The organism is Bacillus sp. TH50 (assembly GCF_016650565.1).
Lineage (GTDB): Bacteria > Bacillota > Bacilli > Bacillales > Bacillaceae_G > Bacillus_A > Bacillus_A mycoides.
Genome location: NZ_JAEKFM010000003.1, coordinates 204215 through 219047, shown reverse-complemented (window position 1 = coordinate 219047; position 14833 = coordinate 204215). Strand labels below are relative to the sequence as shown.

General features: G+C 32.0%; 14 protein-coding genes and 4 pseudogenes. 12 read left to right on the top strand and 6 right to left on the bottom strand.

Features of this window, described 5'->3' with window-relative positions:
- Positions 1 to 74: 74 nt before the first annotated feature.
- The 3 genes from JFU23_RS01065 to JFU23_RS01055 are packed head-to-tail and all read left to right on the top strand — an operon-like array spanning position 75 to position 1611.
- On the top strand, positions 75 to 311 hold the full coding sequence (locus JFU23_RS01065) for a hemolysin XhlA family protein (protein WP_073516187.1): 237 nt from the start codon (positions 75 to 77) through the stop codon (positions 309 to 311).
- Entirely contained in the window at positions 311 to 550 is a 240-nt protein-coding gene (locus JFU23_RS01060) for a holin (protein WP_098082073.1), read from the top strand. Before JFU23_RS01065 ends, JFU23_RS01060 begins: the two co-directional genes overlap by 1 nt.
- Positions 547 to 1611, top strand: coding sequence for an N-acetylmuramoyl-L-alanine amidase (locus tag JFU23_RS01055; RefSeq protein WP_201031130.1), 1065 nt, complete (start codon positions 547 to 549; stop codon positions 1609 to 1611). The genes JFU23_RS01060 and JFU23_RS01055 overlap by 4 nt, the downstream gene beginning before the upstream one ends.
- Positions 1612 to 1828: 217 nt before the next feature.
- Here JFU23_RS01055 and splB read toward each other — a convergent pair whose 3' ends face one another.
- The 3 genes from splB to JFU23_RS30385 form a co-directional block, all read right to left on the bottom strand.
- Positions 1829 to 2857, bottom strand: coding sequence for a spore photoproduct lyase (gene splB, locus JFU23_RS01050; protein WP_201031129.1), 1029 nt, complete (start codon positions 2855 to 2857; stop codon positions 1829 to 1831).
- Positions 2854 to 3117 (bottom strand): transcriptional regulator SplA domain-containing protein, encoded by a 264-nt coding sequence (locus tag JFU23_RS01045; protein ID WP_201031128.1) that lies wholly within the window; start codon positions 3115 to 3117, stop codon positions 2854 to 2856. The genes splB and JFU23_RS01045 overlap by 4 nt, the downstream gene beginning before the upstream one ends.
- Positions 3118 to 3291: 174 nt before the next feature.
- The gene (locus JFU23_RS30385; RefSeq protein ID WP_000354585.1) at positions 3292 to 3465 is read right to left on the bottom strand and encodes a hypothetical protein; all 174 of its coding nucleotides are present in this window, start codon (positions 3463 to 3465) and stop codon (positions 3292 to 3294) included.
- A gap of 272 nt (positions 3466 to 3737) precedes the next feature.
- On the opposite strand from JFU23_RS30385, the pseudogene JFU23_RS01035 reads away from it, so the two are divergent.
- A pseudogene (locus tag JFU23_RS01035) lies at positions 3738 to 4114 on the top strand (carboxymuconolactone decarboxylase family protein).
- A 119-nt stretch (positions 4115 to 4233) separates the two neighbouring features.
- Here the strand turns inward: JFU23_RS01035 and JFU23_RS01030 are convergent.
- Entirely contained in the window at positions 4234 to 4689 is a 456-nt protein-coding gene (locus JFU23_RS01030) for a TspO/MBR family protein (RefSeq protein WP_201031127.1), read from the bottom strand.
- Positions 4690 to 5473: 784 nt separating this feature from the next.
- Here JFU23_RS01030 and JFU23_RS01025 point away from each other — a divergent pair.
- From JFU23_RS01025 to JFU23_RS01010, 4 genes and pseudogenes are all read left to right on the top strand, one after another.
- Positions 5474 to 7209: pseudogene (locus tag JFU23_RS01025) on the top strand (RNaseH domain-containing protein); the annotation flags it as partial.
- Between the two features lie 210 nt (positions 7210 to 7419).
- A complete protein-coding gene (locus JFU23_RS01020) occupies positions 7420 to 8187 on the top strand; it encodes a DUF3959 family protein (protein WP_201031126.1) in 768 nt (255 codons plus the stop codon).
- A gap of 145 nt (positions 8188 to 8332) precedes the next feature.
- Positions 8333 to 8749 (top strand): DUF3995 domain-containing protein, encoded by a 417-nt coding sequence (locus JFU23_RS01015; protein ID WP_201031125.1) that lies wholly within the window; start codon positions 8333 to 8335, stop codon positions 8747 to 8749.
- A gap of 82 nt (positions 8750 to 8831) precedes the next feature.
- Positions 8832 to 9229 (top strand): annotated as a pseudogene (locus tag JFU23_RS01010) (homoserine dehydrogenase).
- 596 nt (positions 9230 to 9825) lie between these two features.
- Here JFU23_RS01010 and JFU23_RS01005 read toward each other — a convergent pair.
- Positions 9826 to 10016 (bottom strand): annotated as a pseudogene (locus JFU23_RS01005) (hypothetical protein).
- A 624-nt stretch (positions 10017 to 10640) separates the two neighbouring features.
- Here JFU23_RS01005 and JFU23_RS01000 point away from each other — a divergent pair.
- Positions 10641 to 10844 (top strand): hypothetical protein, encoded by a 204-nt coding sequence (locus JFU23_RS01000; RefSeq protein ID WP_002085220.1) that lies wholly within the window; start codon positions 10641 to 10643, stop codon positions 10842 to 10844.
- Between the two features lie 352 nt (positions 10845 to 11196).
- Here JFU23_RS01000 and JFU23_RS00995 read toward each other — a convergent pair whose 3' ends face one another.
- On the bottom strand, positions 11197 to 11400 hold the full coding sequence (locus JFU23_RS00995) for a hypothetical protein (protein WP_002085221.1): 204 nt from the start codon (positions 11398 to 11400) through the stop codon (positions 11197 to 11199).
- A 298-nt stretch (positions 11401 to 11698) separates the two neighbouring features.
- On the opposite strand from JFU23_RS00995, the gene JFU23_RS00990 reads away from it, so the two are divergent.
- From JFU23_RS00990 to JFU23_RS00980, 3 genes are all read left to right on the top strand, one after another.
- Entirely contained in the window at positions 11699 to 12703 is a 1005-nt protein-coding gene (locus JFU23_RS00990; protein WP_088291873.1) for a DUF1835 domain-containing protein, read from the top strand.
- Between the two features lie 146 nt (positions 12704 to 12849).
- Positions 12850 to 13254: a hypothetical protein gene (locus JFU23_RS00985; protein ID WP_044443784.1), complete on the top strand. Its 405-nt coding sequence runs from the start codon at positions 12850 to 12852 to the stop codon at positions 13252 to 13254.
- A 160-nt stretch (positions 13255 to 13414) separates the two neighbouring features.
- Positions 13415 to 14650, top strand: a complete 1236-nt coding sequence (locus tag JFU23_RS00980) for a cytochrome P450 family protein (RefSeq protein ID WP_201031122.1) — start codon at positions 13415 to 13417, stop codon at positions 14648 to 14650.
- Positions 14651 to 14833: the final 183 nt, after the last annotated feature.

The following is a 14833-nucleotide window of genomic DNA, read 5'->3' as shown; positions in this document are numbered from 1 at the left end:
ACAAAATACGGCTTTTATAAGAAAAGAGGGACAAATAGATGTCTCTCTTTTTATTTTGAAATGAGGTGGTCAAAGTGGAAGGGTTACAAGAAGTAAGAAGTGATGTTCAAGAAATAAAGCAAGAAATTAAGGAAATAAGGTTAGAGGTTAAAAGTTTGGAAATGCGTACAACAGGCAACGAGAAAGATATTGATAATATCAACAAGCAACTAGATAAAATTAGCGCAAATACTACCTGGATTTTACGACTTATTGTCGGTGGAATTGTAGGAGCAGCTCTTACTTTCTTCTTGAAAGGAGGTGGTATGTAATGTTTGAAATTACAGTAATGATTGGCATTGTAGTAGGTCTTTCGCAGATTGGAAAAACAATTGGATTACAAACAAAATATCTTCCGTTATTGAATTTAACGCTTGGCATTGTGCTAGGCGTTTTATTTTTGGGTGGAGATATTAAAACAAATGTATTTCAAGGGATCATCATTGGACTATCAGCAAGTGGATTGTTTGACCACACAAAAATTATAAAAAAGGATGTTGATACTAAATGAAAAAGACAATAAAACATATTACCTCGTTCCTTATGATTCTAGTACTTGCTGGTTCTTTTGCTACAAGTGCTTTTGCTGATAGAACACTTATTATTCCTGATTTACCTAAACAACCATACCGTAATGGTGTAGGTGCTTATGAGGGCGTTGTAGCACATTCTACAGCAACTCCAGAAGCGCCAGCTATTAACATTCAAAAATATGAGTCTCGTACATGGAGAAATGCATTCGTTCATTATGCAGTAGATTGGAATGAAACAATCCAAATTGCTGATACAAAGTACATTGCTTATGGTGGTGGACCAGGAGCAAATAAACGCTTTGTACATGTTGAACTTTGCGAAACAGCAGATTACGATAAATTCAAACGTAGCTATGATAAATACGTGAAGTTACTTGCTAAAATCCTTCGTGACCGTGGGTTATCTGTAGAAAAAGGTTTATGGACTCACTACGATGTTACGAAATATCTTGGCGGAACTGATCATGAAGATCCACTTGATTACTTCAAGTCTCATGGCGTTTCAGAAGCTCAGTTTAGAGCAGATGTACAACGAGCATACAATAATTCTAGTGTGTATGTTTCTGTACCTGAGAAGTCATCTAAACAAGCGGAAGTTCCAACGGCTGTAACAGATGGTATTGCTTATATTGAAGGTTACAACGTGAACTTACGTAAAGGACCTAGTACAAGCTATTCTAAGATTCGTCAGCTAAATAAACCAGAATCTTATGTTGTATGGGCTGAAAAGGATGGCTGGTTAAATCTTGGTGGTGAACAATGGGTTAAGAACGACCCATCTTATGTAAAGTCTAATAAGAAAAACACTGTGGATTCTTCAATTGTAGGAAAGCGCGTTGTTTCTAAAGTTAATAATCTACGATTCTATGATGCTCCATCTTGGCAGGATAAAGATGTTGCTGGTTCTGTAGATGCAGGGTTAGGATTTACTATTGATGCGAAAATAACTGTTAATGGTTCAACGCAATATAAAGTTCACAATAGCAAAGGTAAAACATACTATGTAACAGCAAATGAAGCCTATGTGTATGTGAAATGAAAACAAGAGCCGTCCTTAATGAGAAAGCTTTTTAGCTAATAAACCTATTTTTTAAAAATTAGGATTTGAATTTCCAATGTTTCTAAAGGGTGCATTAGCACCATATGCCCATCAAGAGAATATGTTGAAAACTTCATAACGTTTTCAACATATTCTTTCGTTTTTGGGGTGAGTAATTTCTTAGATTGGTGAAGAAAAGAACATTGTTCTTTTCCTTTTATGTAAAATATTCTAACTTTGCATTAGGAAAGAACTGTTTCATATAAGAATACAGATAATTTTTTATATCCTCTTCTTCTTCTTTTTGATAAATGTATTTTCCGATTCCATATTTCCCCCATTTATATCTTCTTTTCTCTTCATCTAATTCTAATTTTGTCATCGGGTAATTTTTTTCAATCACTCTCTTAGCTGGCTTGGTAAAACGATGTTGAATAAACTCAAATGTAATATCATCCCGTGCGTCAAGAGGTAATTCAGCATTTAGACGTTCAAACATATGATAGTACCCATCCTGCCAGCCTTCATGAAGATAAATAGGCGCTACAATGAAACCGAGCGGATATCCTGCTCTAGCTACTTTTCCTGCTGCCTCAATTCGTTTCGCTAAGGGAGAAGTTCCTGGTTCAAAGTTTTTAATTACATAATCCGCGTTTACACTAAAGCGAAACCTTGTTTTTCCATTATGTTTAGCATCAAGTAAATGATCTACATGGTGGAATTTTGTAACAAACCTCAATTTCCCATATTCAGATTCTCCAAAATGCTCGATGGCCCGTTTAAGGGTATGCGTTAAATAATCGATTCCTACAATATCTGAAGTACACGACGCTTCAAATCTTGTTAATTCAGGTGCACGCTCCTTCATATATTTGTCAGCAGCATCTAAAATTTCTTCAACATTTACATACGTTCGTATATAAGGCTTACTACCCATCGTTGTTTGTAAATAACAATAATGACAATGGCCCATACAGCCCGTTGCAAAAGGAATTGCGTACTCCGCTGAAGGCTTGGAAGTATCGAATTTTAATGTTTTTCTAACACCAACAACAAGCGTAGATTTGGCTACTCGATACTTTTGAAAATCGTTATCGCCTGGCAAATCTCTTACTTGATTATGGGAAGTAGTATGTCGAATTTCAACATCCATCTTTGAAAACTTCTCAAAAAGCTCTTTCCCCAAAGGATAATCTAATGCTTTAGGCTCAAAATATACAAGCTTAGGCATAAATGGCTTATTCATTCCAACATCCCCTCTGAAATATCACCATAATAGTAAGAGTACGCTTGGTTTGCCTCATCTTCTGTAGCATATACAGCCATCTCATTTGTTAGTGGATAATATGTTTCGTAAAGAAATAGTGCTAATTCATTAGGGCTTTCAGGATTATTTACAACTGCTGCAGCTTGTATATTAGCTACGTCCTGCGTGTGGGGATTTCGATAAAAAATATAGACAATGTCACCAGCATGATACGTGTTACTTTCAGAAGAAAATTCCATTCTATCACCATCTCATTTCATATAATTCAATGCGCAAAGCTTTACTTTATAATTTTCCTGTAGTGTAACTATTTAATTTCATTGATAAGATTACGTCATACAAATATACTTTGAAATATGAATAATAATTGCACTAACAAAAAGGCAAGCATATATCAATGCTTGCCTTTCGTTCTAACGACGATGTTCAACAAGATCAATTACACCTAAAACGACGTGAGCTAAACCAAAACCAAATACTGTATTTGCAATCATTTTATTAGTTCCACGGGTTTGTTTAAGAGCATAACCTGCTGCTGTCACTGCTGTACCTAGAGCTGTTGGAATTAATCCTTCACGAATGTCCACAGTGATGCCTCCTTGTATCGTAGTTAGTAAATTTGTTTCAATGCTTTGAAGTAAAGCATTGAAACAAGTATTAGTATTTTTCTTTTTAGTAAAATTATGTGGAGTTTTCATCAATAAATATTTAGGAGTCATTACAGCAATAGAGATTGAGGAAAACTATCATTCAATTTTCTTTTTAGCCTGTTTCATTTTACCAATTATGAGTAATCAAAACTGTTTCGGCCCATACTAATCTGTGTTTAATACATAATAGATATGGAGTTGAATGTAAAATGGAGCATAAAGGTAGAAATTCAACAGAAGATGCACTACTTCAGTATAAATATGGTTTGGGAGTATTTGCTGGGAAGATGCCGAAACTTACTGAACAATTCAATTCATTTACGGAAGAATGCTTTAAAGATGGTGCACTATCAAAAAAGCAAAAACAATTGATTGCATTAGGCATTAGGCATTAGGCATTAGTCTTTATTCTCAGGATGAGTATTGTATTATTTATCATACAAAGGGATGTATTGATCAAGGAGCTTCTGAACAAGAAATCCTAGAAAGCATTGGTGTAACGGCAGCATTTGGCTGTGGCCCTACCATGAGTCAAGCAGTCACACTTGTTCAAAAAAGTATAGAAGAATTAAAGAACATGAATTAATTAGAATAGGATTGCTTGCATGAAAGTGTAGCTTTTTTATTTCCAAAATGTCTATTTATTAATTAGCAAACATGAAAAAACTTGAGCATTTTTGATTATGCTCAAGTTTTTATACAATATTAATTCATACTAAAAATCGTCCAGGATAAGTATGTAGCAAATGCAGACCATAAAAAATATGGGATGAACAAATAAGCTGATATCTTAGATGATTTTAAAGAAAATACAATTAGTAACAACGTGGTAATAGTGACTAAAAAACAATCTATTGTTGCGAAAAGTAAATTCTTTTGGCTAAATTGAAAATAACTGAATGCTTGATTACAGATATAATTTAAAAGGAATAGGGACCAAAATAGTTTTTGCTTAAACCCATACCTGTTATAAATAATTGTAACTGATAATGCAATGAGTCCATATAATACAGCCCAAATAATTCCGATTATCATACCAGAAGGTGTCCAAGTTGGTTTTTGCAGGGCATTATACCAAACACGATCGATAGGGAATAAAATACTGGAAAGATAAAACAAACCATATGTGAGTAAGAATACCATGATACTAGATTTTTTCATAAACATTCTCCTTATTTTATAGAAGATTACAGAACTCTATACAATAGTATGTCCTTTCAATAAATAAAATTATTTTATTCAATATGTACATAGGTATTCTCATATTTTTAATTCATCATTAATTAACAACTTTATTAACTTTCAAACGACTTTATTATAAATGAAACAACTTTATTGTCACTGTACAGATATGTCACATTTAAAAATAGGTTTAATCAATTAAAAAACACTAATACGAAATACTCATAAAATCATTCGTGATATCAAACATATTATTACCTCCAAAACGAATGCGGTCATTCCTTGGATGAGGAAAAAGCTTTTACCTCTACATTAGTCTATGTTGAGGCGTGCCACTAATCTCCCTATATACGAATAGATTATGAAACGAAAGAGAAATATAGCTGTTTTCTCTCTTATTTTATAGAATGCCAGGTGAAATTTTCATACGGTTCATTAAAAACAGCCACGAATTAAAAACAAGTAGTGATATTACAGAAAAACGTTATCAGATAAACGTACATTTAATGCAGCACGTGAAACGGAATGAAACTATATAAAACGAAGGTATATTCTCCGCACATAAGTACCAAAATGGGAACATAATAAATATATAAGAAGGGATGTGTGTATTATCTTAACAAAAAAGTGCTAACAAGTTTGCAAACGAACTTGCTAACACCTATATGAAATAGACATAAAATATCGCTGATATGTCGTCTTTTAAAATAGCTTTAATCAATTAAATCATACCTATACGAAATGCACATAAAACCATTCGTGATATCAACAATATAATCATAAAGATATCCCTATACTTTTAGGGCGAAAGCGGAGCCAAATACTGATTTCAACTCCTGAATTTGAATCAAATAATAAAAAGCAAAGATTTGTAAAGTTAAAAGTACAACAAGCTGTAAAAGGAATAAAGTGGATTAAACGTTTTAGAAATTTAAAAGATGATTATAGGATAGGGGAGAAGTTAAATTAGAGAACATTCTCCAATGTCCGAAAGAGTATATTAGAGGAACAAAGGTAAGAGTGCTTCTTCCATATAACGAAAATATATATAAAGTTCAAGGAACAAAAATAAAATTTGGTATAAAAGTAAGAGAAAAAGAGGAACTTTTTAATGAATTCCAGCGAATATGCCCATATTTCACATTACTTCCAGAATGTGAAAATGTATTAACTAATAATGAGAATGAGTTATTACCTTTATTTGCCCCAAAGGGATTAGAATCAATTACGTTAGAAGTATGGTCAGATGATATAGTAATAGAGATAGAACAAGCGTTATTAGATAGCAAAATAGTTTTAGCTCAAAACGGAGATTCCTCCTATGTATTAAATGCAGACAATCCGGTGTTGTTAAAAATAGTAAGATATAACATTAGGAAATTGTTACAAAATCCATATAGAATGCAATATAGTCATAAAAACAAAAAGAAACTAGTAGACGATGTCGTAAAAGCTGTACATGCTACGGCAGGTGAGCAAAATGAAATGAAATTAGCATTAATTGCAATAAAAAATTGTGATGGTCGCGAAAAAATTAATCCAAAGCAAATTATTCGGGAAGGATTCGCTCAAACGGAACGTATTTCAGCATTTATTAATTTATTTATCGGACAAAGTGTATCTAAAAAAGAAATTATTAATGCCATTCTTAGTTTGTTAGAACAAAAGGGATTCTTAAAGTGTAGTTGGAATAAGATAAAATTACCGGGGATAATTGTAAATTTATCAATTGAGAAAATGTCTAAATATGATTTCTTACCTATTTTTTCAAAAATAAATGGGAGAGAAATATTATATAAATTATATGGTCAAGAAGAATGGGGCACAATTGATCATACTTTATTAAATATAGGTAATAATAAAGTGTTTTTACCACAACCATCAAAAAGGAATGATATAGGAGTCAGTTTTAAACAATTTATGTCAGAAACATTAGTTGAAATTTCACAAGATGCACATAAACAAAATAAAGAAGTTTATTTTATTGTAGATGCCAATATGAGGAAATATTGGATAGAGGAATTGCAAAATAAAAGCGTTAATATTGGGGCTTCACCTGAAATAATCCCAAATTTAAAAGAGGATATAAACATAATTAGAATTAATACTAACTCAGATGTACCGAACTATATTGTTAGAGACCAAGAACATGTTATGAATGAAACGAGATTATTTGTAGATCAAATGGGAATTTACTATAGCACGGCTGCATACGAATTAGATTGTAATGAGATAGTACAGCAGTACATACTCGAAGTTATCCCGCTTGGTGTAAAATCTGAAGAGAGAGAAGAAATCGCCAAAATGATACATTACATGTGCTGTAAATCAACCTTGCTCTCAGAACAAAATATTCATAATACGTATGTAATGCATATGGCTAAATTAATTAAAAATTATACTACCGATATTGATTCAAGGGAGTTTAAAGAATTCAATGACGAATTAGATGAAGATGTAATAATTTTAGAAAAAGAAGATACATTGATATTAATATAAATAATAGTGTACAAATCCTGCTAGTAATAATGAGCAGGATTTGTCATTTTTTCATGTAAATAAGGCTATCCTTTGTCATGTATCTTTTCTTTTACGTATTTACTTTATTTACATACAGGATTAAGATGTTTTTTAGAAATACAAAAACTACATCATATGGAAAAGCGATTTTTATTAATTGAAAAGAAAATTTGAAAGGAATGGGGAATTGTGAAGAAATTAGATGTATTATTAATGCTACTGAGCGGCCTCTTTCCAATTGCAGGAATGTTAAAGCAAATCCCTCTTGAACAATCTTTATATATTGGAGGACTTTTATTTTTTACTAGTTTCGGTAGTTACTTTGCGAAAAAGATATATTCACGTATATGTAGCTGGATAGCGTATGCACCATTTATAACATTACTGTTAGTCATTTGGAATCAGGATATTTCAATAAGTTCAATAATAGCGAACGCGAAAATCGCCGCTTGCATTGCGTTAATTCCGTGTTTATTCCGGTTTCGTACATACGGGCTTACTTTGGGCTTATTCTCATTATGGGCCGCGTTACTATGGGATATAAAAGAAGTGCAGTCGTTAGTCATACTTGAGCGTATGATGAATTTAATGACAAGCCATTACTTATATATTCTCCTTTTAGTTGGAGGACTTATATTAGGTGGATTACTTGCGATGTTATTACACCGTAAAGAGAAAGACACTAATGAAGAAAATACTAATTTATTTAAACAAAAAAAGAAACGTAAAAGGCTATCATTTAAGATCCGCTTTCCAAGATTACTGAAATTTAAGATGAAATTATTTAAGTTTGGTGGCAAAGGTTCTAAACGTAAAAGGCCAGAAACAATGCATGAGCGTAATAACGAAGAACCAGTTGTAACATATGAAATGGCAGAGCAAATAGATCAATATAAAGAAAGTACTGTTCAAGGACAAACTAGGATGGAACGTCGAAAAAATAGGTATAATGCATAATAAATTCCATTAACTCCTTAATGATTTATCGTAAAATTGATAAATCATTAAGGGGTTTTTTTATGTAATTAAATATAGGCTGCGTATGAAGGATTCATAGCATATTTTAAAGGTAAGGATTTAAATAAAATAATGGGAGGACAAAATGCTTATTATTACATATATTTCTGTTTGCATATTATTCTTAGTTAGTTTTTTACATGTTTATTGGGCTTTCCGAGGTAAGTGGGCGACAAATAGTGTCATTCCAACTAAAGCTGGAGAAAAGGCGTTTACACCAGGTACAGGAATGACATTGTTCATTGCGTTATTATTAAGTATGGCAGCAATGATTTTATTACAACAAGCAAATATTGTTCATTCCGCACTTCCCAATGTTTTTGTTCAAATGGGATCCTGGGTTTGTATGGTTGTTTTTTTCATAAGAGTAATTGGTGAGTTTCATTATTTTGGTATCTTTAAACGAAAAAAAGATACGCAGTTTGCTAGAATGGATACTGTTTTATATGTACCACTTTGTGCATTTTTATCTTTATCCTTCTTATTAGCAATAATAACGTGAACATATAACCAGCATTATTTTAATACTTTATTACAAACTAAAGAGAAGAATAGCTAGGGATTTATACGGAAACAGAGATGAATTGGCGCTGTTATTAAATGAATTTAATAATATGAAATGTACAGCCGCATCTGAAAAAAGAAAAATAGTATGCTATCTCGTTTACAATTAATTTATCAAAATATAAAATTAGATAAGCAGTACCCTCTACCATTTTCTTTAAATAACAAGTTATTGGAGCGGTTAGAAAATGAATCTCTTCAAACTATTGAGGGTTGTGTATCATGTCTACATTTCATGTTGGATATAAATTATGAAAAAATAAAATATTATGGATCGAGCACAAGTAGGTCATTTGTTCCATTATCGCAATCTTCAATTTGTCTTGCTGATTGTGTTTGTTTAACAGGAGTTGTATTGGGGTTAATAGGAACAGTGACATTTGGAGGATTAATGTTATCTGTATGTTCTCTTACATAAAGAAAAAAGGACACCCACTTAAGGTGTTTTTTTAGTTACTTAGGAGAGCTTTTGAGATAGGAGGGACATGGATTCAAATCTATAATTACACATTTTTATTGTGTTGTGTAACTCAAAAAGGAAAGTATCAGCAACTGCTTATTTTGTATGACTATAAACATTGGCTATTTGGGAGCTGTAATAGAATACTTAGAAGGGGGCAAAAAATGGTGTGTGAAATATTAATAAAAAAGGACAAGCAGTCGTACCTACTGTCCTTTAAAGGAGAAAAGTCTTTTGGTTAAGAACTACGAATAAACAGAAAATCTGCTTGTAATTAGTTTTATCCCAAATATACATGCCTATACAAAAAGGGATAAGTTCAAAAATACTTATCCCAGGAAGGGAAATCCCAAACACCAAAATGGCTTGTATTGGTATACAGGTTCAAAAGTAGTATATGTCAAACGAAAAATCTCATACAAAAAGCAGACAATCAAAAGTATTGTCTGCCAGAAAGTCGGATGAATTAGCCAACTGTGAAAAATTGCTTTCCCACTTCAAGAAGAGTAAAGGCACAAATTTGAAAGAAATGAATTGGGATTTAGTTATTGCTTCTATGAATGATGCATTTTTTTCATTTTTTTGTCCCTAAAAAACAACTAATAATTGCGAGTAATGCATTTGAAGAAATGAAATTTACGGTCCAATAAATTCCTGTTCCAGCAATTATATCGATAATTATAAATCTTTTAATTGCCGAACTTTGTACTACATGAAAAATAAATTGATTGTTATCGTTACCCAATGTTATCACATCCCTTATCTAATATATGACAAGGCATGCTTGCTCTAGTCTTCATGATAATATACGAAAAAGAGTAATTAACAGAAGCTTATAAAGTAGTTATAAATAAAAGATAACTATCGGAAGTTAAATTATTAACTTCAGTGAAAAAAATAACAATCATAATTTATCCTGCGTTATTGATGGGATATTATGTTTTACTTAAGGGCTTATGCGGAAAGTTTGATGAAAAATTCTTTCATTAAAAGTACGATTCCTAGCAGAAACAAGACTTCAATTGAGAACCAAAACATACTTTTGTGAGGTTTTTTAAACTCCATAATAATTGATGAAAATAAAAAAATTGCGATAAGTATGATGATTAAGAGTCGGATTGTATCAACCATTAATAACACTCCTAATATTTAATCAGTACTATTATATAATCTTTTCCAAAGATATATAATTCTAGAAACATTCTATTGAAATTTTAATGAAAAGAACAGGTGGTGTTTAGTAGCTTTTTTCTCAAAATCATTTCAAACGTGTAGTGGGAAGTGATAAAAGTGATAAATCCACGTTTTAATAAAAGGATGTAAGCGTATTTTTAGCGAATTATAGATAATTAAGAGAGGCGGTGACACTATGAAGTATGTAAAAGTCAGTATGAATGGTGGAAGTGAGCACAAATTCTCAATGACTTTAGAACGATTTGAAGAGTTTATTACTACAGAGAATGGATTATTAGAAAATAAATTAGTTTGTATTGAAAATGTAATGATTAACCCTACTAATATATCTTCTGTAGTTGAAAAAATTGGTGTACCTGCTAAATTTATGGAAGTTTAAAGGTAATTAGATAAAAAACATCCATGTGGATGTTTTTTGTTTATAAATAAAGCAATTGTACAATGAAAGTATGAGAAAATTTTATTAGTAATAATGTAGGCTATTAAGAATGAATGGATATAGAAAGGTCTTTTCTAGCGTGTTAGTTACTCCAATGTGTATGTATCTATTTGGCATCTAGACATTGTGCTTTCTAGTGCACAATGTAATAAGTACAAGCATATAGTATGTAATAGGACAAGATCTTCGTGTCCTACTAAATACTCAGAAAAAACCTCTAATCACATTAGGGCATCCAATAGCAGGGTGCTCTAATTTTTTATGAAAAATGTAGCTTCACAACGGTTTCGTTTCAATTATAGTTTTCTTTAACGTTAATAAATATTAAGATTAATATGATAGCAATAATTAAATTAGACAAATAGAAATTTTGGTGACACAGTAGTTCAAAGATGACATCGAATGTATACAATAAAGCGACAGCAGGTAATATGCAAATAAATATAAATCTCCAATTTTTTAAATAATGTTTATAATTAGTAAGTACTTTCGCCATTAATATTGCTCCTGTATTTTTTATTTTCTATATAATTATACATTTAAATAAAAAGATTTACAAAGTGTTTAAAAATTATTTAGCAACTAATGTGATTTTGGGAGATAAATAAGGAGGAAGAAAAAAATATTATAGATCTATAGATTGAGAGGAATATAGAGAAAGTTTTTGTTAAAAACTTAGATGGCTGCAACAATCTGTGTAATAAACGATTTGATTTTAAAAAGACTTTTAAACATCTGGGCTAAAATGATACACTATAATCTACGTTATTTTAGAAATGAATAGAGGGATTTATATGATAGATAAAATTAAAAATGTTGTAGAGGATATGTATGAAGATGAAGCAAAACATTTACTTCAAAGTATTCTAATACAGTTAGATGTATTAGACGGGAATTATAGCGAAGATATGATAAAAAATTTAACGAGTATCCCTAAGCAATTGACGAGTCATACAACTCAGGAAAAGAATTTAGAAGAAAGCACACACATTCATATTGCCTTTGATGATTCAACTGCCGGATGTTTAAAATATATGTTGAAACAAGAAGGATTACACGAGGAGAGTGTTGTTTCATACTCTGAATTCTTTTCAATTGGTCCCATACATCAATTACATACGAATGAAGGTCAATTAGCAAGGGCACAGTGGTTATTAAATAACTTAACTTCTTATGATTGTTATTTTGAAGAAGAGTATTTACCAAGATTTAAGGAGACTTTAGAAGAGCTACATTCAATTCCGAATGAAACACCGATTACCGTTTGGAAGGCGGATAATGCCCATGAGCACGTAGGGCTTTGTTTTGCAATTGCGCAATTAAAAGATAAGAAAAATATTCGTGTTATGAATACTTCTGAAGCGAGTAGAGAAATATTAAAACAAGATTATGATATCCGTGGAACTGGAGAAGTATCTCCTGAAAGTTTAGCTCTTTTCCAAAAAAGTTTTGTGGAATTTCCGTATTTAACTGAAGAGAAGCGAATGAAGTTTGCACATGAGTGGGATAGATTATCGCAAAGCACGGAGTTTTTAAGAGTTTGGAAAGACGATGAAGTGCATGCTGTACAAGAAGATTATTTTGATCAATTCATTATTGAGTGTGCGAAAAATGTAGGAGCAGATAAAGAATTTCATAAAGCTCCGAGAGTAATAGGTGAAGCACTTGGACTTTCGGATCAATTGGTTGGGGATACGTTTTTGGAATATCGCTTGAAAGAATTAATTAAGCAAGAAGTATTTGAATATGAAGGTTCGTTAGATCAAATGCGTTTTTATAGTGTGAAGTTAATAAAATAAAAAATATATTTTGTTTATAAAAAAGCTCGTATTTTTAAAATACGAGCTTTTTTCAGATGAATTTAGGCTATACATAAGCTTCCTATGAATGGCGTATCACATATGAATGTTAAAAGAAACAAATGAAAAGAAGGTGATGGGTTATTATGTATAACCAACAAAACTATCCATATGATCAAGAGATGTATTATAATCCACAAAACTACGGTTATGAATCTACAAATGAAGTGAGAGATATTGAACAAGAAGACTATAGACCAGATGATGCGGAAGATGCTCCAACGTCACCACCACCGTCACAAGCTCCGTCGTTACCGTCCACATTTGCTTCTCCAGCACAAGCAGGCAATATGAAATCTTGGATGTGTAACTGTCTAGGAAGATGGGGCTATTTACGTTTACATCGACCTGGTCCTTTCGGAAGAGACTTATGGTTTTTTCCGACAGAAGTAAGAAGAAGTGGGGTATCCGGCTACACTTGGCAAGCTGGTCGCCGCCGTAAAGTAAGTTATCGATATCAACAAATTAGTAATTTTATGTGCTTTGCATAATGGGAAGTGAGAGGGTAGAATGATTTTACTCTCTCACTTTTTTATTTTTCAATATTAGAAGTAAGATTTTAATTGAAAATTTACAATTTTTCAGTTCTTATTGAAGTATAATTCAAATATTGGGTTGATTTTTAAAAATAATTGAGAGTGAGGGAATGTAATGTCAATAAAAAATAAGGTTGGCCGAAAAATAGAGGATGGCATTAATTTAGCTTCTGCTCAGTTTAAAGAAGATGCTTATGAAATTTATAAAGAATCGAGAAAAGTGCAGCCTATATTATTTGTAAATCAAATTGAAATTGGTAAAGAATGGCTCATTACAAGATATGAAGATGCTCTGCCGCTTTTAAAAGATAATCGCTTAAAAAAAGATCAGGCAAATGTGTTTCCTCAAGATACAAAGAACATGCATCTTTCCGTTGACAATAGTGATCATTTAACAACGCACATGTTAAATTCGGACCCACCTAACCACAGTCGTTTGCGATCTTTAGTTCAAAAAGCTTTTACACCGAAGATGATTTCACAATTAGACGGAAGAATTCAGAGAATAGCGGATGATTTAATAAGTGAAATAGAGCGAAAAGGTACATTAAATCTTGTGGATGATTATTCATTCCCATTACCGATTATTGTAATAAGTGAGATGCTTGGAATTCCAAAAGAGGATCAAGCGAAATTTAGAATTTGGTCTCATGCTGTCATTGCATCGCCAGAAACACCTGAAAAAATAAAAGAAACCGAAAAACAACTATCTGAGTTTATTACATATCTCCAATATATAGTTGATGTAAAACGAAAAGATCCAAAAGAAGATTTGGTTAGTGCGTTAATACTTGCAGAAAATGAAGGGCATAAACTTAGTGCTCGAGAGCTATATTCAATGATCATGTTATTAATTGTAGCCGGACACGAGACGACAGTGAATTTAATAACAAATACGGTATTAGCACTTCTTGAAAATCCGAAGCAATTACAGTTATTAAAAGAAAATCCGGAATTAATTGATTCAGCTATTGAGGAAGGATTGCGTTATTATTCTCCAGTTGAGGTGACAACTGCAAGATGGGCGGCTGAGCCGTTTCAAATTCATGACCAAACAATCCAAAAAGGAGATATGGTTATTATCGCATTAGCTTCAGCAAACCGTGATGAAACAGTATTTGAAAACCCAGAAGTATTTGATATTACACGAGAAAATAACCGTCATATTGCCTTTGGGCATGGTAGTCATTTCTGCCTAGGAGCACCACTTGCTAGGTTGGAAGCAAAGATTGCTATTACTGCTCTGTTTAAAAGAATGCCATCGTTACAAATAAAAGGTGAGCGTGAAAAAATTAATTGGCAAGGTAATTATTTAATGCGTTCTTTAGAGGAATTACCATTGTCTTTTTAGAATAGTTATATTGAGACATGCATACACGACAAATGATTAACATAGAGTATGTATGTGTTATTTAAATTCGAAACGGAAGGGTGAAAACATCCCAATGATCAACTAATTCTATTTGTAAGAGATCTTCGTTAAAAAACGAAATATTCTTCTGAATAGGATTAGTATGTGCATGTATAGAAAAGG